The sequence below is a fragment of the Vibrio sp. Vb0888 genome (assembly GCF_033338835.1).
Classification (GTDB): Bacteria; Pseudomonadota; Gammaproteobacteria; order Enterobacterales; family Vibrionaceae; genus Vibrio; species Vibrio alginolyticus.
This window is the reverse complement of record NZ_JAWOTL010000031.1, coordinates 1-22,684: the sequence shown is the minus strand read 5'-3', so window position 1 is coordinate 22,684 and position 22,684 is coordinate 1. Positions and strand designations below refer to the sequence as shown.

The window sequence follows — 22,684 nt, the reverse complement described above, 5'->3', positions numbered from 1 at the left end:
TGGAAGAAGGTGCTCACTTTAGCAAGTGAGCTCCTTTTAACTCCTTACAGGAGCTGATTGTGAAAGACTTATTAAACTTTCTAAAAGCACAGCATAAGACCGAAGAATTTGATGCAATCAAAATCGGTCTATCTTCACCAGACATGATCCGTTCATGGTCTTTCGGTGAAGTTAAAAAACCTGAAACGATCAACTATCGTACGTTCAAACCTGAACGCGATGGTCTGTTCTGTGCGCGTATCTTTGGTCCAGTTAAAGACTACGAATGTCTTTGTGGTAAGTACAAGCGCCTGAAGCACCGTGGTGTTATCTGTGAGAAGTGTGGTGTAGAAGTTACACAAACTAAAGTTCGTCGTGACCGTATGGGCCACATTGAACTGGCTTCACCAGTAGCTCACATCTGGTTCCTAAAATCGCTACCGTCTCGTATCGGTCTACTAATGGATATCCCTCTACGTGATATCGAACGCGTTCTGTACTTCGAAATGTACGTAGTAACAGAGCCTGGTATGACTGATCTAGAAAAAGGTCAGATGCTTACTGAAGAAGAGTATCTAGATCGTCTAGAAGAGTGGGGCGACGAGTTCACTGCTAAGATGGGTGCGGAAGCTATCAAGGACCTACTAGGTTCTATGGATATGCACGCTGAAGCAGAACAAATGCGTGAAGAGTTAGAGACAACAAACTCTGAAACTAAGCGTAAGAAAGTAACTAAGCGTCTTAAGCTGGTAGAAGCGTTCATCGCATCGGGTAACAACCCTGAGTGGATGATCCTAACTGTACTTCCAGTACTTCCGCCAGATCTACGTCCTCTAGTACCTCTAGATGGCGGTCGCTTTGCGACTTCTGATCTTAACGATCTATACCGTCGTGTGATCAACCGTAACAACCGTTTGAAGCGTCTTCTAGAGCTAGCTGCTCCGGACATCATCGTACGTAACGAAAAACGTATGCTGCAAGAGTCTGTTGATGCGCTACTAGATAACGGTCGTCGTGGTCGTGCGATCACAGGTTCTAACAAGCGTCCTCTGAAATCTCTTGCTGATATGATCAAGGGTAAACAAGGTCGTTTCCGTCAGAACCTTCTAGGTAAACGTGTAGACTACTCTGGCCGTTCTGTAATCACAGTAGGTCCATACCTGCGTCTACACCAGTGTGGTCTTCCTAAGAAGATGGCACTTGAGCTATTCAAACCATTCATCTACAGCAAGCTAGAGACTCGTGGTCTTGCGACTACAATCAAAGCTGCTAAGAAAATGGTAGAGCGTGAAGAAGCGGTCGTTTGGGATATCCTAGACGAAGTAATCCGTGAACACCCAGTACTATTGAACCGTGCACCGACACTTCACCGTCTAGGTATCCAGGCGTTCGAACCAGTACTGATCGAAGGTAAAGCGATTCAGCTACACCCACTTGTTTGTGCGGCGTACAACGCGGACTTCGATGGTGACCAAATGGCGGTTCACGTACCTCTAACTCTAGAGGCACAGCTTGAAGCTCGTACTCTGATGATGTCGACAAACAACATTCTGTCGCCAGCGTCAGGTGATCCGATCATCGTACCTTCTCAGGACGTTGTATTGGGTCTGTACTACATGACTCGTGAAAAGATCAACGTGAAAGGTGAAGGCATGTACCTTTCTGGCCCAGAAGAGGCTGAGAAAGCATACCGCACTAAACAAGCTGAGCTTCACGCACGCGTTAAAGTACGTATTACAGAAACTGTTGTAGACGAAGATGGCAACAGCACTACAGAAACCAAGATGGTAGACACCACTGTTGGTCGTGCAATGCTATGGCAAATCGTGCCAGCTGGTCTACCGTACAGCATCGTTAACCAAAAGCTAGGTAAGAAGCAAATCTCTAACCTACTTAACGAGGCGTACCGTAAACTAGGTCTGAAAGACACAGTAATCTTCGCTGACCAAATCATGTACACAGGTTTCGCATACGCGGCACTTTCTGGTGTATCTGTTGGTATCGACGATATGGTTGTACCTGCAGCTAAGTACACTGAAATCGCAGAAGCGGAAGAAGAAGTACGTGAAATCCAGGAACAGTACCAATCAGGTCTTGTTACTGCGGGCGAACGCTACAACAAAGTTATCGATATCTGGGCATCGACCAACGACCGTGTTGCGAAAGCAATGATGGAAAACCTTTCATCTGAAACGGTAGTTAACCGTGACGGTGAAGAGGAACAGCAAGAGTCATTCAACAGCATCTATATGATGGCGGACTCGGGCGCTCGTGGTTCTGCAGCACAGATTCGTCAGCTTGCGGGTATGCGTGGTCTGATGGCGCGTCCAGATGGTTCAATCATCGAAACGCCGATCACAGCGAACTTTAAAGAAGGTCTAAACGTACTTCAGTACTTTATCTCAACGCACGGTGCTCGTAAGGGTCTTGCGGATACGGCACTGAAAACAGCGAACTCGGGTTACCTAACTCGTCGTCTAGTAGACGTTGCTCAAGACGTTGTTGTAACTGAACATGACTGTGGCACTCACGAAGGTGTCGACATGATGCCTCACATCGAGGGTGGTGATGTTAAAGTTGCACTTTCTGAGCTTGCTCTTGGTCGTGTTGTTGCTGAAGACGTACTAAAACCTGGCACTGAAGACGTTCTTATTCCACGTAACACCCTGATCGATGAGAAGTGGTGTCAAATCATGGAAGAGAACTCAGTAGACAGCATGAAAGTGCGCTCTGTAGTAACGTGTGATTCTGACTTCGGTTGTTGTGCACAATGTTACGGTCGTGACCTAGCACGTGGTCACTTAGTGAACCAAGGTGAAGCAGTGGGTGTTATTGCTGCTCAGTCTATCGGTGAGCCAGGTACACAGCTAACGATGCGTACGTTCCACATCGGTGGTGCGGCATCGACAGCAGCGGCAGAGAACAGTGTTCAAGTTAAGAACAACGGTTCTATCAAGCTACACAACGCTAAATCTGTATTGGCTGATGACGGTAAGATCGTTATCACTTCTCGTGCGACAGAGTTAACTATCGTTGATGAGTTTGGTCGTACTAAAGAGAAACACAAACTGCCTTACGGTACGCTACTAAGCAAAGGCGATGGTGATACAGTTCAAGCTGGCGAAACAGTTGCAAACTGGGAAGCGCACACACTACCTATCATTACCGAGGTAGCAGGTCGCATCCAGTTCGTAGATATGATCGACGGCGTAACAGTATCTCGTCAAACTGATGACCTAACTGGTCTATCTTCAAGCGAAGTAACTGACCCAGCAGCTCGCCCTTCAGCAGGTAAAGATATGCGTCCAGCTATCAAACTTGTTGACGAGCAAGGTAACGATGTAATGATCCCTGGTACTGATATGCCAGCTCACTACTTCCTACCTGGTAAAGCGATTGTGAACATCGAAGATGGCGCAGCAGTAGGTGTTGGTGCGACACTAGCACGTATTCCTCAGAAGTCTGGCGGTAACAAAGATATCACCGGTGGTCTTCCACGAGTTGCTGACCTATTTGAAGCACGTAAGCCGAAAGAGCCTGCAATCCTTGCTGAGCACACAGGTACTGTGAGCTTTGGTAAAGAGACGAAAGGTAAACGTCGCCTAGTGATCACACGTGAAAGCGGTGAAGCTTACGAAGAGATGATTCCTAAGCATCGTCAGTTGAACGTATTCGAAGGTGAAAAAGTTGAACGTGGTGACGTGATCGCAGATGGTCCAGAGTCTCCACATGACATCCTACGTCTACGTGGCGTACACGCGGTAACGCAGTACATTGCTAACGAAGTACAGGAAGTTTACCGTCTACAAGGCGTTAAGATTAACGATAAGCACATTGAAACTATCGTTCGTCAGATGCTACGTAAGTGTACTATTACTCACTCTGGTGACTCTGAGTTCCTACCTGGTGAGCAGATTGAATACTCACAAGTTAAGATTGCTAACCGTAACCTAGAAGCTGAAGGCAAAGAGCCTGCACGTTTCGAACGTGAACTACTAGGTATTACTAAAGCATCTCTAGCGACTGAGTCGTTCATCTCTGCGGCATCGTTCCAGGAGACAACTCGCGTACTAACAGAAGCTGCGGTTTCTGGTAAGCGTGATGACCTACGTGGTCTGAAAGAGAACGTAATTGTTGGTCGTCTGATCCCAGCTGGTACTGGTTTCGCATACCACCAAGAGCGTCAAGCTAAACGTTCTGAAGCGCAAGATGGTCCTTCTGCTGAGCAAGCAACGGATAACCTAGCGGCACTTCTAAACGCTGGTTTCTCTTCTGAAGAGTAAGTCATATAACGAGTAATCGTTAAAAGCTTAAGAAAAAGGCACCTTCGGGTGCCTTTTTAGTTTTTATACTACTTTGTTCTTCCGGTGGGATTTTCGATAAAGCTAGAAACAAAAAAGACCGACGATGATCGTCAGTCTTTTCTCTCACTCTATTTCTAAATGTTTGCAAATACTAAGCCCCAGGTGGCATAGACAGGCTTTCTGCGATTTGCTGTATCAGATAGTCCTCGACTTCAAAGCGAGTCTCAAGAATTTCCCCAATGAGACACATATCAGAATCGAAATCATTTAATTCATCATCTTCAGTCACTTCTGAGTACTTATCGTTAAAGTTCAATAATGGTTCAGTCGTTAGAACAATTTGACCATAGGTTTGATTGATCTCATTAGTCACGACAAAGCCGGTTGCTTTCCAACGGTCCATAACCATGTCATAAATTTTAAAGTGGCCTTCGGAGATGTAATCAACGAGGTGCTGACAGAAATCCTGCAGTTCGGAAGGAGATGGGAGTTCAATAACATTGGTTTTCGAACAAGGTTGCAGCGCTGCAAGCTTACAATATTCAACAATCAGGGATTGTCGTGTCTCTAACCAGTGATCAATGACATCACTTGAGCCACCCCACTGGTCTTGTGTTTGTTTGAATTTTCTTAGCATGACCATGCCCTCATGATCTGATCGCCCATCGGCGAACGTATCCTTTGCAAAGCAAAGTTAGTAAAGTTATTACAAACTCTTGTCCTTACTAGAATTTAGAGTGCACATTTACTTAACGATAAACTCTAGTATGAAATTAGATTGCCAGTAAAATGAACGAACTTCAAGCAAAGGGATGGTGTAATGTTAAGAAAAGGTGATGTTAACCGCGCGATAAATGCATACTGGTGTGTTGTTGCAGGAAGTGAAATTTGGCTGGTGGATGGTGCTGTGCCCTTCGGGTCTGCAGAGCAGTTATCACTGCCAGTAACGAGTGCAAGACCCATTGGTGAGTATTCTGGTTCGCCCGTCATGTGGCTTAACTTGGCCGATTTAGAGCATGATCTACCTTTAGTATCCCTGCGTGACTGCCTGCATTTTCCTGAGCCATTATTTATGTTGTTAAGTAAAGCTGTGCAATATGGGCACATGACGCAAAGTTTGCGCTTTTGTCCACAGTGCGGAGGAAGAAACTTTCTTAATAATAACCAGTTAGCCATGCAGTGTGGTGAATGTCGCACCCTTCATTATCCTAGAATATTTCCGTGTATTATCGTTGCTGTACGTAAAGAAAATCAGATCTTATTAGCCCAACACCCAAGGCATCGAAATGGTATGTATACGGTGATTGCTGGCTTCTTAGAAGTCGGTGAGACATTAGAAGAGTGTGTGGCTCGAGAAATTCATGAAGAAACGGGAATTCTCGTTAAAAATATTCGTTACTTTGGCAGCCAGCCTTGGGCTTTCCCATCTAGTATGATGATGGGGTTTTTAGCTGACTATGAATCGGGAGAGTTAAGCCCAGACTACACTGAGCTGTCTGATGCACAATGGTTTGGTATCGACGAGATGCCGCCTGTTGCGCCTAAAGGAACGATTGCAAGAGCACTTATCGAACAAACGCTTAAAGATATAGACTCTAATTGTCTGATAAATAGATAAAAAAAACCCTCCGAGAGGGAGGGGGTAAGTAAGATGTCGTTATGAGATGCTGAGTACTAAGTACTCAGTTTATAATTGTAGTTTTCGCTAGCGAACAAATTTTTAACACTGATATCGATTGGGTGCAAATTAAGCATTGATTTAAAAGTTAATAACTTGATCCAGGTTGCAAAGCACACAGCTATTGGACTTAAATCAGTGATAGAATACCCCCTTTCACAGAAAGCCTAACAGTTGGAATTACGGAATGACTGAATTAAAAAATGATCGTTATCTGCGTGCGCTTTTAAAAGAGCCGGTAGATTACACACCAGTATGGATGATGCGCCAGGCAGGTCGTTACCTACCAGAATACAAAGCGACTCGTGCAGAAGCGGGTGATTTCATGTCTTTGTGTCGAAATGCAGAATTAGCATCCGAAGTGACACTTCAACCATTACGCCGTTTTCCTCTTGATGCCGCGATCTTATTCTCGGACATCTTAACGATTCCAGATGCAATGGGGCTTGGTTTACGTTTTGCTGCGGGTGAAGGACCTGTTTTTGATAACCCAATTACATGCAAAGCCGACGTGGAAAAAATTGGTTTGCCAGATCCTGAAGGTGAACTGCAATACGTAATGAACGCAGTACGCCAGATCCGTAAAGACCTGAAGGGTGAAGTGCCGCTGATTGGTTTTTCTGGTAGTCCTTGGACTCTTGCGACGTATATGATCGAAGGTGGTAGCTCTAAAGCGTTTACCAAGATCAAGAAGATGATGTACGCGGAACCACAAACTCTGCACCTACTTCTAGATAAGCTGGCAGACAGCGTTATCGAGTACTTAAACGCGCAAATTAAAGCGGGTGCGCAATCGGTAATGGTATTTGACACATGGGGTGGCGTACTAACGCCTCGTGATTACAATTTGTTCTCACTGCAATACATGCACAAGATTGTAGATGGTCTGATTCGTGAAAACGACGGTCGTCGCGTGCCAGTCACACTGTTTACTAAGAATGGCGGCATGTGGCTTGAGCAAATCGCAGCAACGGGCTGTGATGCGGTTGGTCTAGACTGGACAATCAACATTGCAGACGCGAAAGTACGTATCGGTGATAAAGTGGCTCTGCAAGGTAACATGGACCCATCAATGCTTTACGCTTCGCCAGAGCGTATCCGTGAAGAAGTCGCGGGTATTCTAGAAGGTTTTGGTAATGCAGGTACTGGTCATGTGTTCAACCTAGGTCACGGTATCCATTTGGATGTGCCGCCAGAAAACGCGGGTGTATTTGTGGAAGCGGTACACGAGCTATCTAAGCCGTACCACAAGTAACTTCGACTTTTTGAAATCAAATGCCGGCATTCAGTGCCGGTATTTTTTTACCTAAAATTCAGTTTTTCTATCTGAGACTCAAGGCTGTACAGCTCTAGTAGTATTTGGCCTACTATGATCTAATTACTACTCTAGCTGTACACTGGATGTTAAAGTTTAATATAAACAAATACTTATGATTTCGGGTTTTATGTTCTAATTTTCTTGTACAGATAAACAAGCAATTAGATCATGGGTGACCTAAAGCATCGAGTGAACGCGTTTTTTAAGGTATGGCACGACGTCAGATTCAAACCAAGGATTCTTCTTTAACCACAATGTATTGCGTGGAGATGGGTGAGGGAGCGGGATAAAGTCCGGTTCCCAATCTTGCCATTGCTGAACGGTTTGCGTGAGCGTCTTTGGTTTGTTGGTGAGATAGTACTGCTGCGAGTACTGACCAATTAGTAGAGTGAGCTCTATATTGGGCAGCTGCTCAAGAATCTTTTTATGCCAAGTGGGCGCACATTCTTTACGAGGCGGTAAATCACCAGAGTTCCCTTTGCCTGGATAACAGAATCCCATTGGGACAATGGCAATTTTATTTGGGTCGTAGAAAACGTCTTTGTCGATATCGAGCCATTGGCGTAATCGATCACCACTTGGGTCATTCCAAGGTATCGAGGTTTTGTGTACACGTGTGCCAGGGGCCTGACCGATGATTAGGATGCGTGCCCCTTTTGCTGCTTGCACGACAGGGTTTGCACCCAAAGGTAAGTTATCCGCGCAGATCTGGCAGGCCCTCACTTGCTGCAATAGCTCGTCTAACGACATTCTTAGTAACCCTTTTCGAAATCCACTTGATAATTTAATGAAAACCCATCGCGCCAGCGTAGATAGTTGTCAGCAAAAATCTCGATGACTTGCTCGGGAAAACTCAGCGCAGCAATGTGTGGAGTGATGGTGACTTGCGGTAGTTTCCAAAATGGATGCTCTACCGACAACGGTTCTTGCTCAAACACATCTAAGAAGGCGTGTTCTACCCAACGGTTTTTCAGAGCGAAGAGCAACCCTGCCTCATCCAATACGTCGCCACGACCTACGTTAAACAATAACGCCTGATTTAGTTGGCTGAGCGTTTGACGATTAAGTAACTGTCGCGTCTCAGGTGTACTTGGTAGAGTATTCACAACGATGTCGGCTTGCTCAAATGCCTTACTTAGTTCATTGATATGAAAGGTCTGATGAAACTCGCCGCCTGAAGTCGGGATACCTGTGCGGTTAATACCGATAGTTTTTATCCCCATTGCTTTAGCGGCGTTGCCCAGATAGCCCCCAATGCTACCGGTACCAAGAATTACCATGGTTTTACTTTGTAATGACGTGTATAGGTGAGGCTGCCATTGTTTGTTTTGTTGTTGCTGGTGGTATCGGGCAAAGTGGCGGTAATGGGCAATACTGTAACCCAAAACATATTCAGCAATCAGTGGACCAAAGATGCCTCGAACGTTAGTTAGAGTATAGTCCTGACGAAGGCTAGGGGATGTTAAGGCGTTGACACCAGCAAACGTGGATTGCACCCATTCAAGCTGTGAAAATTCGTCTAAGCTTTGTGATAGTAAGGGTGGATCCGCTAATACGATCTGAGCGGCTTCTGGTTGGTCGGTGAGGCAAAGATCGGGCAGATTTTTCTCTGCCAGTAACGTTTTGTAGGTGTCGCGATGCTCTGAGAGCAGGAAAATCTGATTTGAATGCGGCATTAACTTTTTTCCCTGTGATGAATCAAGTACACTTTCGCTGTTTTTTTCTTCAATGATTGAGTGACTATGCTTAAGAATCCTCTTCAGGTTCGTTTAGAAAAACTAGAACCTTGGCAACAAATTACCTTTATGGCGTGTCTGTGTGAACGCATGTATCCAAACTATGCGATGTTTTGTGAGAATACAGAATTTGCTGACCCGCGTGCTTACCGAGCGATTCTTGATAGTGTATGGGAAATTTTGACAGTTAAGAACGCGAAAATTAACTTCGAACGTCAATTGGAGAAGTTAGAAGAGTTGTTCCCAAGTGCGGATGAGTTCGATTTTTACGGCGTTTACCCAGCGATGGACGCGTGTCAGGGTTTGTCTACGTTACTGCATGGTCTATTGGACCGCGATTACCTTTTCGATTCAATGCTTAAAGTGAGTCAACAGTCGGTACAAACCGTTGCTGATCTAGAGCAAGCACAAGGCGCAGAGCCAATCACTAACGACAACCAGAAAGAAAACGAAGCCGTATGTGAAGAGTGGGACGTCCAGTGGGCTATCTTCCGTCCGCTGCGTGAAGCGGTAGAACGTGACATCAGCTTGATTAAAGATTTGCGTGAAGAGCTACGTGAAGAAGGTGTGAGCAACATCGGTATTGCACTTTAATTGTTGAATAAATAGAAAAAGGCATCCTAACTGGATGCCTTTTTTGTTTGTGCGTTTAAGCTGTTATACCTAATGCTGATTACGATTCTTTCGAGTCGGGTTTCGGTGGCTCTTGAGCTTCTGGCTCTTTATCCTGCTTCTCCAGCTCGTTATCTTCTTCATCGTCATCGCGGCTTTCGATTACGCCGTGCATTTCTTTCCAGCTTTCCCAGCGTTGGTAAGCCAGCTCCTGCATGTCAGTGCTTTTATCTGCTTCGTCGATGATCTCCTCGCCTACGAGGTGTTCAAAAATATCTTCCAACGTTACCAAACCTAGCACGGTACCGTATTCATCAACAACAAGTGCCAGCTGTAAGCGATGAGTCATCATCTGGTCGAATACTTTAGGTAAAGTGGTATTGTTTAGCACCACTTGAATTGGGCGCATGATTGCTCCCAACTGTTTCTGTCCACTACCTGATTGTTGTAGTTTGAACAACTCAAGGCGATGCACAAAACCAATGATGTTATCTTTCTGCTCGCTGTAAACCAATGGGCGTGAGAAAGGCGTATCTTTGTGTTTTTCTAGGAACTCATTGATGGTCATTGTGGCATCGACACGGAATACTACTGGTCGTGGCGTCATAACCTGCGTTACGGGTACATCTTGGATGCCAAGCAAGTTGCTTAAGATTTTTGATTCACCCTCGGCAAACTCACCGCTTTCACGTGCCAGAATCGCCATTGCAGACAGCTCATCACGCATCTTTGGAGCTTCGTGGTTACGAGCAAGACGCTTGGTGATTTGCTCTGAGAACCAAACAAAGGGTGTAAGCGCCCATACCATCCAACGCAATGCGACCGCGGCAGTGGGTGCCAACTGACGCCAGTAGGTCGCGCCAATCGTCTTCGGTACGATTTCTGAAAGCACTAAGATCGCCAATGTCAGCACTGCCGAAAAGATACCTAATGCTTCGCTACCAAATACAACCGCAGCTTGTGCACCAGCAGTGGCCGCGCCGATAGTGTGAGCGATGGTGTTTAAAGTCAGAATAGATGCCAGTGGTCGGTCGATATCTGATTTCAGCTTAGCCAATTGCCCAGCTGCGGGATGCCCCTGTTGATTGAGCTGCGCAATGTAGCTCGGACTGATACTCAGCAGTACCGCCTCCAGCACCGAACAGATAAACGAAATGCCGATTGCGATAGAGATATAAATGGATAACAGCAGCATAGTTGCCCTTGAATGTAGTTTGATAGTGGTTATTTGCAGCTATTATAACCGCAAAAGTGACTTATAAATTGGTCCAAATACCTTGGAAAGCAAGGGTTTTCAGGGGGTATGTGGTAACAAATTGTGAGTTATTACTCATATTATGGCTAAAAGTACGTCAGAAAATCGAAAGATCGCTTACAAACCTTTGCCAGATGGGGCATTTATGTTTTAGAGTGAGACGAATTCGATAACCTATGAGAAGGGAAACCTAATGAACAAGACCCAATTAATCGACTTTATCGCAGAGAAAGCAGACCTATCAAAAGCACAAGCAAAAGCTGCTCTTGAAGCGACTCTTGATGGTGTAACTGGCGCACTTAAAGAGGGTGACCAAGTTCAACTAATTGGTTTTGGTACATTCAAAGTAAACCACCGCGCTGCACGTACTGGTCGTAACCCTAAGACTGGTGACGAGATTCAAATCGCAGCAGCTAACGTACCAGCATTCGTAGCAGGTAAAGCGCTGAAAGAATCAGTAAACTAAGTTAGAATGCACCGAGGTATCCTGCCTCGGTGCAATTTCATGAAAAAACATCTACTCACTTCACTTCTCCTATCTAGCCTTACCCTTTTTGGCTGTTCATCGGTTGAAACTCCTAATTTAGAACAATTCACGCATTTTTCTGGTGGTAAAGTTGCGGGAGATGCTAGCAGCTTGTACTGGATGACAGAGAAACTCACTCGTGTGAGTACGGCGGCTGATTATGTGACTATGGGGGACAATGGTTGGTTCCAGAGTGATTATCGCTGGGACGAAGGTGAGTTGCGAGAGTTGATTCGAAAAGGCGAGCAAGTTGATACCAAACAAGAGTTGGTGCCTTTTCAAATCCACATCCGTTTCAATAAAGATGGCGAAGCGGTTTACCAACAATATCGTGTTAACCGTAAAGTCTTACCACTCCAGCATGACCAATTAGAGCGCTACAAAGCAGAAGCGAATGACGTAGTGGCATCGGTTAAGGCGCAGTCTCGTAACAATCAGAGCCTTATTCAAGGTTATTGGAATGGTCAATCGTTTGAAACCTGCAAAGGTAAGGTGTTCTCGACACTCGAGTTTAATCAGACGCTGCCAAAATTTATTATCGAGCGTCTCTCATCGGTAGACAGTTATGTGGCTTTTGTCGGCAAGCAGTCACGAAACAAAGCAATGGTCGATGAACTGTTGATGCTCAATGACGATGACTTTGATTGTGTTTCTCGGCCAAAGTTGATCTCTGAATAAACATTGCTTCGAATTCTGTCGAACAAGAACAATAAAAAAAGGCGCTGAGTGCGCCTTTTGTTTTTTAGCCAACTTATGTTGTTTTTATTTTTCTTGCTCACGTGCAATTGCACGGTAGCCGATGTCGTTGCGATGGAACATGCCATCCCAACTGATCTGTTTTGCAAGCTCGTAAGCACGCTGCTGCGCTTCTGATACACTGTTGCCAAGTGCGGTTGCACAAAGAACACGACCACCGTTTGTCACGATGTCGCCATCTTTGTTATCTGTACCAGCATGGAAGACTTTTTCGCCTTCAATTTCAACTTGTGGCAGACCCGAAATAACGTCGCCTTTGTTGTACGCTGCTGGATAACCACCGGCTGCTAGCACGATACCAATCGATGCTCGTGGATCCCATTTTGATTCCACTTGATCCAGTTTTTGGTCAATCGCAGTTAAACATAGATCAACGAGATCGGATTGCATACGCATCATGATCGGTTGCGTTTCTGGATCACCAAAACGACAGTTATACTCAATCACTTTAGGTGTACCGTCTTTGTCGATCATTAGGCCTGCGTATAGGAAACCTGTGTAAGGATGACCTTCAGAAGCCATGCCGCGTACGGTTGGGTAAATCACTTCTTCCATGATGCGGTTGTGGATTTCCTGTGTCACGACTGGAGCAGGCGAGTATGCCCCCATGCCACCCGTGTTAGGGCCTGTATCTTTGTCGCCTACGCGCTTGTGATCTTGGCTGGTGGCCATTGGCAGAACGTTCTCACCATCAACCATCACGATGAAGCTTGCTTCTTCACCGTCCAGGAATTCTTCAATCACTACACGGCTGCCAGCGTCACCAAAAGCGTTACCTGCGAGCATGTCTTTGATTGCATCTTCTGCTTCTTCTAGCGTCATTGCCACAATCACACCTTTACCAGCAGCAAGGCCATCTGCTTTCACCACAATCGGTGCACCTTGTTCACGTACGTAAGCAAGTGCTGGTTCGATTTCAGTAAAGTTCGCGTAAGCACCGGTTGGGATTTGGTGACGAGCAAGGAAGTCTTTAGTAAATGCTTTAGAGCCTTCAAGCTGTGCTGCTGCTTGGGTCGGGCCGAAGATTGGCAAACCTGCTTCGCGGAAAGCATCAACCACACCAATAACCAATGGTGCTTCTGGGCCAACGATAGTCAGTTCAATCGCCTTCTCTTTGGCGAAAGCAACAAGGCCAGCGATGTCTTCTACATCGATGTTTACGTTTTCTAGTTTTGGTTCTAGAGCCGTACCAGCGTTGCCTGGTGCAACGAAGATAGTCTCAACATTTGGGTTTTGTGCCGCTTTCCAGCCTAGCGCATGTTCACGACCGCCTGAACCAATGATTAAAACTCGCATATGAAAATCCTTAATCTTATAAATACCGTTTGCTCAAACTCAGATATTTCGCAAAGACCTGAGTATGGCCTCTCTAATTCAGTGGGACGAGGACAAGGCGACAAGTGAACTTATTCCTATGAGCATAGTATGCTATGTGATTAGGATAAGTGAACGCCGTCAACGCAGTTATCGTCCCAGTGAAGACGAGAGGATTAGTGGCGGAAGTGACGCATACCGGTAAAGATCATCGCCATGCCGTGTTCGTCTGCTGCTGCAATAACTTCGTCATCACGCATAGAACCACCTGGTTGGATAACACACTTGATGCCCGCTTCTGCAGCCGCGTCGATGCCGTCACGGAATGGGAAGAATGCATCTGATGCCATTACACAACCTTCAACCTGTAGACCTTCGTCTGCAGCTTTGATGCCTGCGATTTTCGCAGAGTAAACGCGGCTCATTTGGCCAGCACCTACACCGATAGTCATGTCGCTTTTCGAGTAAACGATCGCGTTAGATTTCACGTATTTCGCTACTTTCCAGCAGAACAGTGCATCTTTTAGCTCTTCTTCTGTTGGCTGGCGCTTAGAAACCACTTTTAGGTCGTCTAGGCTTACCATGCCTTGGTCGCGGTCTTGAACCAGTAGACCGCCATTCACGCGTTTCACGTCAAAGCCAGTTGTCTTCGTTGTCCATTCGCCACACTCAAGTAGACGTACGTTCTTCTTCGCGGCAACCACTTCAATCGCTTCAGCAGAAACAGAAGGTGCGATGATCACTTCAACGAATTGACGCTCAACAATAGCGGTTGCTGTTTCAGCATCCAGTTCTTGGTTGAATGCAATGATGCCGCCGAATGCAGATGTTGGGTCAGTTTGGTAAGCACGGTTGTACGCTTCTAGGATGTCTTTACCTAGAGCAACACCGCATGGGTTTGCGTGTTTTACGATTACACATGCTGGCTCGTTGAACTCTTTCACACATTCAAGCGCTGCGTCCGTGTCTGCGATGTTGTTGTAAGAAAGGGCTTTACCTTGGATTTGGCGAGCAGTAGAAACGGATGCTTCTTGTGGGTTTGCTTCAACGTAGAATGCGGCTGCTTGGTGGCTGTTCTCACCGTAGCGCATGTCTTGCTTCTTCTCGAACTGTTGGTTGAACGTACGAGGGAATTTGCTCTCTTCATCACCGTCTTTGTTCTCACCGTAAGATGGAACCATAGTGCCGAAGTAGTTTGCGATCATGCCGTCGTAAGATGCTGTGTGCTCGAATGCTGCGATAGCTAGGTCGAAACGAGTTTCGAGAGTGAGAGATTTGTCGTTTGCGTCCATCTCTGTAATTACGCGGCCGTAATCACCTGCATTAACAACGATAGTCACGTCTTTGTGGTTTTTCGCTGCAGAACGAACCATTGTTGGGCCGCCGATATCGATGTTTTCAACAGCGTCGGCTAGTGTACAGCCTTCTTTGGCAACGGTTTCTGCGAATGGGTATAGGTTTACGACAACCATATCGATAGGGTTGATGCCGTGCTTTTCCATCACGTCATCATCTTGGCCACGACGACCAAGCACACCACCGTGAACTTTTGGGTGAAGCGTTTTAACGCGGCCGTCCATCATTTCTGGGAAACCAGTGTAGTCAGAGACTTCGGTTACGGCGATGCCTTGTTCGGCAAGTAGGCGAGCTGTACCACCAGTAGATAGGATATCGACACCGCGCTCAGCAAGAGCTTGCGCAAACTCAACAATACCTGTTTTGTCTGATACGCTGATAAGCGCACGGCGAATAGGACGAGCGTTATTCATGCTTCCATTTTCCTCAAATTCACGGAGTTAAAGATGTTTGCCAAAAATGAACTTGTTTTTACCTCTTGGGGTAAAATATTGGCCAGTTTTGGTAAAGACCTTTGCAGGGTGTTTTCTGGTTAGAAAACAGTCTCCACATTTGATGGCGCGTATTCTAACCAATTTATTACAAAAAAGCTCGCGCAATCGTTTGGCATCTCAAAAATAATTGCAAAAAAGTCGTTCTTTAGCTTTAAAAGTAACGAGATAGTTAATAGGGAAAGTTATGTTTCAGATAGGTGAACTGGCAAAACGTTGTGGTGTGACTGCCGATACATTGCGTTTCTACGAGAAAAACGCGCTAATAAAACCCGCAGGGCGAAGCGAATCAGGCTACCGCTTGTATGATGAAGAGAATCAAAAGCAGGTGCACTTTATCCTCAAAGGTAAAGATCTTGGCTTGAGTCTGGATGAAATTAAAGACCTGTTAGAAATTAAGTTAGAAGCGACAGAACACAGCTGTGCAGAGGTAAAAGCCATTACTTCTGCTAAGTTAGAGCTGATTGATGGGAAAATTAACGAGCTGACGAAAATTCGCCGAGCGTTAAAGAAGATTAATGATGCTTGTTGTGGTCATACAGACGATGACGCCACACATTGCTCTATCCTCGCAGCACTTGAGTAGTCTCATTCTTGCATCACTTAACTTAAGTTTGCATTTTTGGCGACTTGCTTTTCTAGGTACACGCTGCTTTCCCACCTATAATCTTGCCTTTAGTTACTTGTAGGAATCGACCATTGTCTGATTCCTAGCGTAACGCTGTCTGTAGATACGAGAGTTTTCATACATGGTTGGAGTCTATTTTCAAATCAATGACTGGGTTTTGAGCGTTGATGAAAATAAGCTGTATCGACAAGATAGGGAAGTTACTGTTGAGCCACGCTTAATTAATCTTTTGCACTTCTTAGCGGAGCATGCGAATGAGGTGTTCAACCGCGAGGAATTGATTCAGTACGTTTGGGCTGGAGCGATTGTGACCGATCAAGTGGTGACTCAATCCATCTTTGAGTTGCGTAAGCTACTACGTGACGGTCGAGAGGAAAATACCAACTACGTTATCACGGTGCCCAAGCGTGGCTATAAGCTGGTAGCGAACGTGGTTGCTATGACGCATGAAGAGTTTGTCACAAGTCGGCAAAATGAAGAGATCCCACCTTCGGTTGAAGAATCGGAAGAGGATTGTCTACCTATAGCACCAGCCGTTACCTTTCCTGCCGGTCCTCTAACTCGCGCGGTCTGCGAGATGTCAAAAGAGAAAAAAGCCCCTCAGAGCAAAAACAAAATCAGTCCTTGGCGATTGGGAATTATGAACTTCATCTGGATCAGTATGTTGGTCGTAGTGATGGGCGTGTTTACCTACAAGCAATCGGAAGTGCGTATTACCCAAGCCATCGATACCCATCTGATTGAGTTCAAGTTTCAAGATAATTTTACGAATGAAGGATTAAGCTACGATTTGGCAGACGGATTCGCCCAAAAGTTGATGTCCGACATTGCTCAAGTCAGTGATTACCGAGTCATGCTAAAGAAGGCGTCGTTTACTTCTGGCATTGTACCTGGTAAATCGGTTGTGGTGAGAGTTCGTGAGAATGACGGTGGCAGCTTTTTAGAGGTGGAATATCGCAATAACTCATCTGAAAAAGTGTTGTTTAGTCGTCAATACGCGTTAACCAGTAGTCATTTAAAGACAGTGCTTCAACAAGCGTCGTTGGATTTGATGCAAGTGCTGAAAGTGTCGGATGCCAAATTGAAATCTACGATGCTGGTGGCGGGAATGCCAATGAATCCCGACGCGTTGGAGTTGTTTGTTCAGGCTAACCATTACCTTAATGTCTCTGATACTAAACAATTCCGCCAAGGTATCGACTTGATGGAAAACATTTTAGAAATCGAGCCGGATAATGCTTACGTTCAAGCTGAGTTGTTGATTGCTTACCATGTACAAAAGGCACTTGATTTCTCACACGAGTTGAAGAAAGGGCGAATGCAGCAGCTCAGTGAAGCACTAGAGACTAATGTGAAAATGATGGTGGGGCCAATTCAACCGCGAATTTATGAAGCTTTAGCCCTGCACGAAACCATCATTGGTGACATGGCGTTAGCCAAGCGGCATCTCGGACAGGCATTGAGGTTACGTGATTCAGTGCTTTCCTATGTAATTCGCGGTAAGCACGCCGAATTGGATGGTGATCTGGATTTAGCCAGTGAGTCTTACAGTGAAGCTTTCTATATTGATACGTCGGTTGAGACATACCTGCTGTGCGAAAACTTGGTCTTCCCAAGTAACATGAAGGCGATTGATTACGCCATGTATCGCGCCGTTCACCCTTCTGTCGTTCGAATGCTTTAATTCTCTCGGACTCAACGTCAGCCTAATGCTAGCCCCTCATTTCGATGAGGGGCTTTTTTGTCGCTGTCGAAAAGTGAAAAGGGTGGGGCGGTGGGGCGGTGGGGCAATGACTTACGAAGGAGCTAACAACGCAAGCTTGCAACGGGAATACATACCCGCTTTGCTTTTCTATTTCTATTTCTATTTCTATTTCTATTTCTATTTCTATTTCTATTTCTATTTCTATTTCTATCTCTATCTCTATTGATTGTATGAAGTGTCTGGATGAGTTATGTGGCGAGAATGATTTTGGTGCCTTCTTGCATGCGAGATGAATATTGACTTGGGTCAAGAAGCGCGATCAGGGAGAGATTTATGGAATCAACACTTCAGGGAATTAACCCTTCGGGATGGGGAAGTTGATAGAGGTTGATAACTTTTATCGCGATGACCAACGAGTTGATGAGAGTTTATCTATCGGTAGAAGGTTTGATGTTTTTCTTATAACCGTATGAATAATATAGTTTTATATTTTTGTGTTTATCATGTTTATCTCAACTTGATGTTGATGAACTAATCATTTTATTGATAACACCAAGTTTATTTTTTTCCCGATTTTTGGGCGTAGTCTTCACTTCGAAATTTAGCGAGGTCGAGCAGGTTCCTCCTCATAGCATCTCGCTAATAACCATTCAGTTTGAGTCATGTTGACTCGAGTAGAATAGATTTGGAGATGTTATGTCATCGAATGCGAAAAAAATCGGCCTTATTGCCTGTACGGGTGTCGTAGCCGGTAACATGATGGGTAGTGGTATTGCACTATTACCTTCTAGTCTTGCCTCTGTAGGCTCTGTTTCCATCTTCAGTTGGCTGATCTGTTTGGTCGGTGCACTGAGTCTGGCGTTCGTTTACGCTCGTCTGGCAACCAAAAACCCACAAGAAGGTGGTCCTATCGCTTATGCTGGCGAAGTGTCTCCGGTATTTGGTTTCCAAACGGGCGTTCTTTATTACCACGCGAACTGGATTGGTAACCTGGCTATTGCCATTACAGGTGTTTCTTACCTTTCAGTATTCTTCCCTGTGCTTAATAACCCAATTCCAGCAGGTATTGCGACGATTGCATCGGTATGGATCTTCACTTTCGTCAACCTACTTGGTGGTAGCTGGGTAAGCCGTCTATGTACGCTTGGTTTAGTTCTTATCCTTATCCCAGTTGTTGGTACAGCTGCATTTGGTTGGACGCACTTCGATACTGCGCTTTACAGCCAAAACTGGAACGTATCAGCAGGCACTGACAGCCACGCGGTAGTAACAGCGGTTCTTATCTGTCTATGGTCATTCGTAGGTGTGGAATCAGCAGCGGTATCGACGGGTATGGTAGAAAACCCTAAACGTACTGTACCACTAGCAACTATGTTAGGTACTGGTATCGCAGGTGTGATTTACATCCTATCAACTCAAATGATCAGCGGCATGTTCCCAGCGTCAGAAGTTGCGGCATCAGGTGCGCCATTTGCATTGGCAACCACTGAGCTATTCGGTAGCTGGACTGCACCATTCGTATCAGCATTCACAGCACTAGCATGTTTCACTTCGCTAGGTTCTTGGATGATGCTGGTGGGCGAGGCTGGTAAACGTGCAGCAAGCGATGGCAACTTCCCTAAAATCTACGGCGAAACTGACAAAAACGGTGTGCCTAAGAAAGGTCTAATCCTTGCGTCAATCAAGATGACTGCACTGATGGTTGTACTGATGTTCTTCAGCTCTAAAACAGCACACGCATCAGACCTGTTCAACCAGCTAACGACTGACGCAGTTCTACTAACAATGCTGCCTTACTTCTACTCAAGCATTAACTTGATTCGCTTCGAAGGTATGACAACACGCAACGGCTTCGTAATGCTGTTCTCTGGTGTGGCTTGTCTGTTCTGCTTCATTGCACTAGCTGGTGCAGAGGGCGGTACGCTAACAGCAACCTTCATCGTGTCTCTAGTTATCTTGATGTTCTACAGCAAAAAAGCAGGTCTTGCTCAGTACGTGAAAATGCACGCTGAAGACATGCCTGCCCAAGCAAGCAACTAATCCCCAAAACGCTGGCACTACGGTGCCAGCCCATAAAACCCAAATTCACGCGGCGCTCACCTTACTCATTGCCTGTAAATGGCAAAGAGCGCCCTCATTCGCCTTGGAGATGTCCAAATGAATATATTCGCTATCTTGAACCACATGGGTGTGTTCTTTAAAGAAGAGCCAGTTCGTCAACTTCACGCTGCTCTTGAGAAAGCGGGCTACGAAGTGGTTTACCCAGTAGATGATAAAGACTTGATCAAAATGATTGAGATGAACCCACGCATTTGCGGTGTGTTGTTCGACTGGGATAAATACTCACTTGAGCTATGTGAACGTATCAGCCAAATCAACGAAAAACTGCCTGTTCACGCATTTGCTAACGAACAGTCTACTCTAGACATTTCACTAACAGACCTACGTCTAAACGTGAGCTTCTTCGAGTACGCTTTAGGTATGGCTGACGACATCGCTATCAAAATCAACCAAGCGACTGAGGCATACAAAGATGCCATCATGCCTCCATTCACTAAAGCGCTATTCAAATACGTAGAAGAAGGTAAATACACCTTCTGTACTCCAGGTCACATGGGCGGTACTGCATTCCAGAAAAGCCCTGCTGGTAGCATCTTCTACGATTTTTACGGTCCAAACACATTCAAAGCGGACGTATCAATCTCAATGCCTGAGCTAGGTTCTCTACTAGATCACTCAGGTCCACATAAAGATGCAGAAGAATACATCGCACGCACATTCAATGCAGACAGCTCGTACATCGTAACTAACGGTACGTCTACATCGAACAAAATCGTTGGTATGTACTCAGCACCTGCTGGCAGCACAGTACTGATTGACCGTAACTGTCACAAATCTCTGACTCACCTAATGATGATGAGCGACGTGACACCAATCTACTTCCGCCCAACTCGTAACGCATACGGCATCCTTGGTGGTATTCCACAAAGCGAATTCAGCCGCGATGTCATTGCAGAGAAAGTGGCGAAAACACCAGGTGCAACAGCACCAACTTACGCAGTAGTGACTAACTCAACTTACGATGGTCTGCTGTACAACACGCAATTCATCAAAGAGTCGCTAGATTGTAAACACATCCACTTCGACAGTGCTTGGGTGCCTTACACTAACTTCAACCCAATTTACGAAGGTAAATGTGGTATGAGTGGTGAAGCGATGCCAGGCAAAGTGTTCTACGAAACACAATCAACACACAAACTGTTGGCAGCGTTCTCACAAGCTTCAATGATTCACGTGAAAGGCGACTTTGATAAAGAATCTTTCAACGAAGCCTTCATGATGCACACTTCAACTTCACCTCAGTACGGCATTGTTGCTTCTACTGAAACTGCAGCGGCAATGATGCGTGGCAACACTGGTAAGAAGTTGATGCAAGACTCTATCGATCGCGCAATCCGCTTCCGTAAAGAGATCAAACGTCTAGAAGCAGAAAGCGACAGCTGGTTCTTCGATGTATGGCAACCAGAAAACATCGATACCACAGAATGTTGGAAACTAGACCCTAGCGACACATGGCACGGCTTCAAGAACATGGATGATAACCACATGTATCTTGACCCAATCAAAGTAACGCTACTGACTCCAGGGATGAATAAAGAAGGCGAACTAGAAGAATCAGGTATTCCTGCTTCGCTGGTGGCTAAATTCCTAGACGAGCGCGGCATCGTGGTAGAGAAAACAGGTCCATACAACTTGTTGTTCCTATTCTCAATCGGTATCGACAAATCAAAAGCAATGCAATTGCTACGCGGTCTAACTGAATTTAAACGTGGCTACGACTTGAACCTAACCATCAAGAGCTTCCTACCTTCGCTATACAACGAAGACCCAAGCTTTTATGAAGGCATGCGTGTTCAAGAATTGGCACAAGCAATTCATGACCTAACTAAGAAATACAACCTACCAGAACTAATGTACAAAGCGTTCGATGTTCTTCCAGAAATGAAAGTAACACCACACGCAGCATGGCAAGAAGAGCTTCGCGGTAACGTAGAAGAAATCAAACTGGAAGAAATGGTTGGTCGCGTAAGTGCGAACATGATCCTTCCTTACCCTCCAGGTGTGCCACTAGTACTTCCTGGTGAAATGGTGACTCAAGAGTCTCGCCCAGTGCTGGACTTCCTAGAGATGCTTTGTGAGATCGGTGCGCATTACCCAGGTTTCGAAACCGATATCCACGGTCTGTACCAACAAAAAGATGGTAGCTACACCGTAAAAGTATTGAAGAACTAAGTTCCTCTCGAAGATGACGCCATTGGGAATGCAAGCATGCTCCACTCTTACGAGCTCAATGCGTCATCGAACAATAACGGCATATTAGATATACCCCTAACTATTCTGTCGTAAAGAGAAGAGCAAGGATGCTCTGATCTTTTCTTCTATATATAGAAGAAACACTTTTCCAAGACTTCACCTGAAGTACCCCAAATAAAAAGCAAAGACCAAAAGAGCAGTTCGTCATCGTTCTGCTCTTTTTTTTCGTCTTTATATAGTTAGAAAGAGAAAAAAGAACCAAGAGAGATAAGATCAGCAACCGAAATCACAAAGAAACCGGCGATCTTTTAATGCAGAAGTCAGGTGTTTCATCATGAAAAGATCCTCTGCAACCCGAAATATTAGACAAGATCGTTGAGTATCCATGCAGAATGCTTGTTATTTGTTCGGTTGAAAGTTTTTTTGCAAAAAACGCTTGTGCTAATTTCTCAACCCCCTATACTGCGCATCCACCGACACGGAGTGAGACGAAAGTCACACAGCGAGTCGGGAAGAGAGAAAAAAGAATTTGAAAAAAAATGCTTGACTCTCTCACGGTGTGAAGTAAGATACGCACCCCTAACGACGAGCAACTAAGTTGCTGAAAGTGTTAGAAAAGCTCTTTAAAAATAAGAACCTATCAATCTGTGTGGGCACTCGTTGATGATAATCCAATTAGATATTTCTTTCTTAACGGAAAGCGGTATCAAAT

16 protein-coding genes are annotated in these 22,684 nt (G+C 45.4%); 10 read left to right on the top strand and 6 right to left on the bottom strand.

The window, feature by feature from the left end:
• Positions 1 to 59: 59 nt before the first annotated feature.
• A complete protein-coding gene (gene rpoC, locus R7P72_RS22750; protein WP_005382514.1) occupies positions 60 to 4,262 on the top strand; it encodes a DNA-directed RNA polymerase subunit beta' in 4,203 nt (1,400 codons plus the stop codon).
• A 172-nt stretch (positions 4,263 to 4,434) separates the two neighbouring features.
• On the opposite strand, the gene R7P72_RS22745 is transcribed toward rpoC, so the two are convergent.
• Positions 4,435 to 4,926: an Rsd/AlgQ family anti-sigma factor gene (locus tag R7P72_RS22745; RefSeq protein WP_005382515.1), complete on the bottom strand. Its 492-nt coding sequence runs from the start codon at positions 4,924 to 4,926 to the stop codon at positions 4,435 to 4,437.
• 177 nt (positions 4,927 to 5,103) lie between these two features.
• On the opposite strand from R7P72_RS22745, the gene nudC reads away from it, so the two are divergent.
• On the top strand, positions 5,104 to 5,901 hold the full coding sequence (gene nudC / locus R7P72_RS22740; RefSeq protein WP_005382516.1) for an NAD(+) diphosphatase: 798 nt from the start codon (positions 5,104 to 5,106) through the stop codon (positions 5,899 to 5,901).
• Between the two features lie 247 nt (positions 5,902 to 6,148).
• Entirely contained in the window at positions 6,149 to 7,216 is a 1,068-nt protein-coding gene (hemE, locus tag R7P72_RS22735; RefSeq protein ID WP_054577305.1) for a uroporphyrinogen decarboxylase, read from the top strand.
• Between the two features lie 240 nt (positions 7,217 to 7,456).
• Here the strand turns inward: hemE and R7P72_RS22730 are convergent, their stop codons facing one another.
• On the bottom strand, positions 7,457 to 8,029 hold the full coding sequence (locus R7P72_RS22730) for a uracil-DNA glycosylase family protein (protein ID WP_005382518.1): 573 nt from the start codon (positions 8,027 to 8,029) through the stop codon (positions 7,457 to 7,459).
• 2 nt (positions 8,030 to 8,031) lie between these two features.
• The gene (locus R7P72_RS22725; protein WP_053350802.1) at positions 8,032 to 8,955 is read right to left on the bottom strand and encodes a D-2-hydroxyacid dehydrogenase; all 924 of its coding nucleotides are present in this window, start codon (positions 8,953 to 8,955) and stop codon (positions 8,032 to 8,034) included.
• A gap of 66 nt (positions 8,956 to 9,021) precedes the next feature.
• Between R7P72_RS22725 and R7P72_RS22720 the strand changes: the two genes are divergently transcribed.
• Positions 9,022 to 9,609, top strand: a complete 588-nt coding sequence (locus tag R7P72_RS22720) for a YjaG family protein (protein WP_005382520.1) — start codon at positions 9,022 to 9,024, stop codon at positions 9,607 to 9,609.
• 79 nt (positions 9,610 to 9,688) lie between these two features.
• On the opposite strand, the gene R7P72_RS22715 is transcribed toward R7P72_RS22720, so the two are convergent.
• Positions 9,689 to 10,822: a hemolysin family protein gene (locus tag R7P72_RS22715; RefSeq protein ID WP_033907150.1), complete on the bottom strand. Its 1,134-nt coding sequence runs from the start codon at positions 10,820 to 10,822 to the stop codon at positions 9,689 to 9,691.
• Positions 10,823 to 11,075: 253 nt separating this feature from the next.
• Here R7P72_RS22715 and hupA point away from each other — a divergent pair, with 253 nt between their 5' ends.
• Both hupA and R7P72_RS22705 read left to right on the top strand, forming a co-directional pair.
• Positions 11,076 to 11,348 (top strand): nucleoid-associated protein HU-alpha, encoded by a 273-nt coding sequence (hupA, locus tag R7P72_RS22710; RefSeq protein ID WP_005382524.1) that lies wholly within the window; start codon positions 11,076 to 11,078, stop codon positions 11,346 to 11,348.
• Between the two features lie 39 nt (positions 11,349 to 11,387).
• Positions 11,388 to 12,086, top strand: coding sequence for a DUF1481 domain-containing protein (locus R7P72_RS22705; RefSeq protein WP_053303483.1), 699 nt, complete (start codon positions 11,388 to 11,390; stop codon positions 12,084 to 12,086).
• 84 nt (positions 12,087 to 12,170) lie between these two features.
• On the opposite strand, the gene purD is transcribed toward R7P72_RS22705, so the two are convergent.
• Together purD and purH are read right to left on the bottom strand one after the other, a co-directional pair.
• On the bottom strand, positions 12,171 to 13,460 hold the full coding sequence (purD, locus tag R7P72_RS22700; RefSeq protein ID WP_054575569.1) for a phosphoribosylamine--glycine ligase: 1,290 nt from the start codon (positions 13,458 to 13,460) through the stop codon (positions 12,171 to 12,173).
• A gap of 194 nt (positions 13,461 to 13,654) precedes the next feature.
• Positions 13,655 to 15,247 carry a bifunctional phosphoribosylaminoimidazolecarboxamide formyltransferase/IMP cyclohydrolase gene (gene purH, locus R7P72_RS22695; protein ID WP_053303479.1) on the bottom strand — a complete coding sequence of 531 codons (1,593 nt, stop codon included), beginning with the start codon at positions 15,245 to 15,247 and terminating at the stop codon, positions 13,655 to 13,657.
• A gap of 265 nt (positions 15,248 to 15,512) precedes the next feature.
• Between purH and zntR the strand changes: the two genes are divergently transcribed.
• From zntR to R7P72_RS22675, 4 genes are all read left to right on the top strand, one after another.
• Positions 15,513 to 15,911 (top strand): Zn(2+)-responsive transcriptional regulator, encoded by a 399-nt coding sequence (gene zntR, locus R7P72_RS22690; protein ID WP_005382529.1) that lies wholly within the window; start codon positions 15,513 to 15,515, stop codon positions 15,909 to 15,911.
• A 163-nt stretch (positions 15,912 to 16,074) separates the two neighbouring features.
• Complete coding sequence (gene cadC / locus R7P72_RS22685) at positions 16,075 to 17,637, top strand: lysine decarboxylation/transport transcriptional activator CadC (RefSeq protein WP_025768986.1); 1,563 nt, start codon at positions 16,075 to 16,077, stop codon at positions 17,635 to 17,637.
• A gap of 717 nt (positions 17,638 to 18,354) precedes the next feature.
• Entirely contained in the window at positions 18,355 to 19,698 is a 1,344-nt protein-coding gene (gene cadB / locus R7P72_RS22680; RefSeq protein ID WP_017635552.1) for a cadaverine/lysine antiporter, read from the top strand.
• 117 nt (positions 19,699 to 19,815) lie between these two features.
• A complete protein-coding gene (locus R7P72_RS22675; protein WP_005451159.1) occupies positions 19,816 to 21,951 on the top strand; it encodes a lysine decarboxylase CadA in 2,136 nt (711 codons plus the stop codon).
• The last annotated feature ends 733 nt before the right edge of the window (positions 21,952 to 22,684 follow it).

What these genes read in the sequence shown, in the direction of transcription:
- R7P72_RS22745 (WP_005382515.1), bottom strand. Translation starts at nt 4,926, where the DNA reads ATGGTCATGCTAAGAAAATTCAAACAAACACAAGACCAGTGGGGTGGC.
- nudC (WP_005382516.1), top strand. Translation starts at nt 5,104, where the DNA reads ATGTTAAGAAAAGGTGATGTTAACCGCGCGATAAATGCATACTGGTGT.
- hemE (WP_054577305.1), top strand. Translation starts at nt 6,149, where the DNA reads ATGACTGAATTAAAAAATGATCGTTATCTGCGTGCGCTTTTAAAAGAG.
- R7P72_RS22730 (WP_005382518.1), bottom strand. Translation starts at nt 8,029, where the DNA reads ATGTCGTTAGACGAGCTATTGCAGCAAGTGAGGGCCTGCCAGATCTGC.
- R7P72_RS22725 (WP_053350802.1), bottom strand. Translation starts at nt 8,955, where the DNA reads ATGCCGCATTCAAATCAGATTTTCCTGCTCTCAGAGCATCGCGACACC.
- R7P72_RS22720 (WP_005382520.1), top strand. Translation starts at nt 9,022, where the DNA reads ATGCTTAAGAATCCTCTTCAGGTTCGTTTAGAAAAACTAGAACCTTGG.
- R7P72_RS22715 (WP_033907150.1), bottom strand. Translation starts at nt 10,822, where the DNA reads ATGCTGCTGTTATCCATTTATATCTCTATCGCAATCGGCATTTCGTTT.
- hupA (WP_005382524.1), top strand. Translation starts at nt 11,076, where the DNA reads ATGAACAAGACCCAATTAATCGACTTTATCGCAGAGAAAGCAGACCTA.
- R7P72_RS22705 (WP_053303483.1), top strand. Translation starts at nt 11,388, where the DNA reads ATGAAAAAACATCTACTCACTTCACTTCTCCTATCTAGCCTTACCCTT.
- purD (WP_054575569.1), bottom strand. Translation starts at nt 13,460, where the DNA reads ATGCGAGTTTTAATCATTGGTTCAGGCGGTCGTGAACATGCGCTAGGC.
- purH (WP_053303479.1), bottom strand. Translation starts at nt 15,247, where the DNA reads ATGAATAACGCTCGTCCTATTCGCCGTGCGCTTATCAGCGTATCAGAC.
- zntR (WP_005382529.1), top strand. Translation starts at nt 15,513, where the DNA reads ATGTTTCAGATAGGTGAACTGGCAAAACGTTGTGGTGTGACTGCCGAT.
- cadC (WP_025768986.1), top strand. Translation starts at nt 16,075, where the DNA reads ATGGTTGGAGTCTATTTTCAAATCAATGACTGGGTTTTGAGCGTTGAT.
- cadB (WP_017635552.1), top strand. Translation starts at nt 18,355, where the DNA reads ATGTCATCGAATGCGAAAAAAATCGGCCTTATTGCCTGTACGGGTGTC.
- R7P72_RS22675 (WP_005451159.1), top strand. Translation starts at nt 19,816, where the DNA reads ATGAATATATTCGCTATCTTGAACCACATGGGTGTGTTCTTTAAAGAA.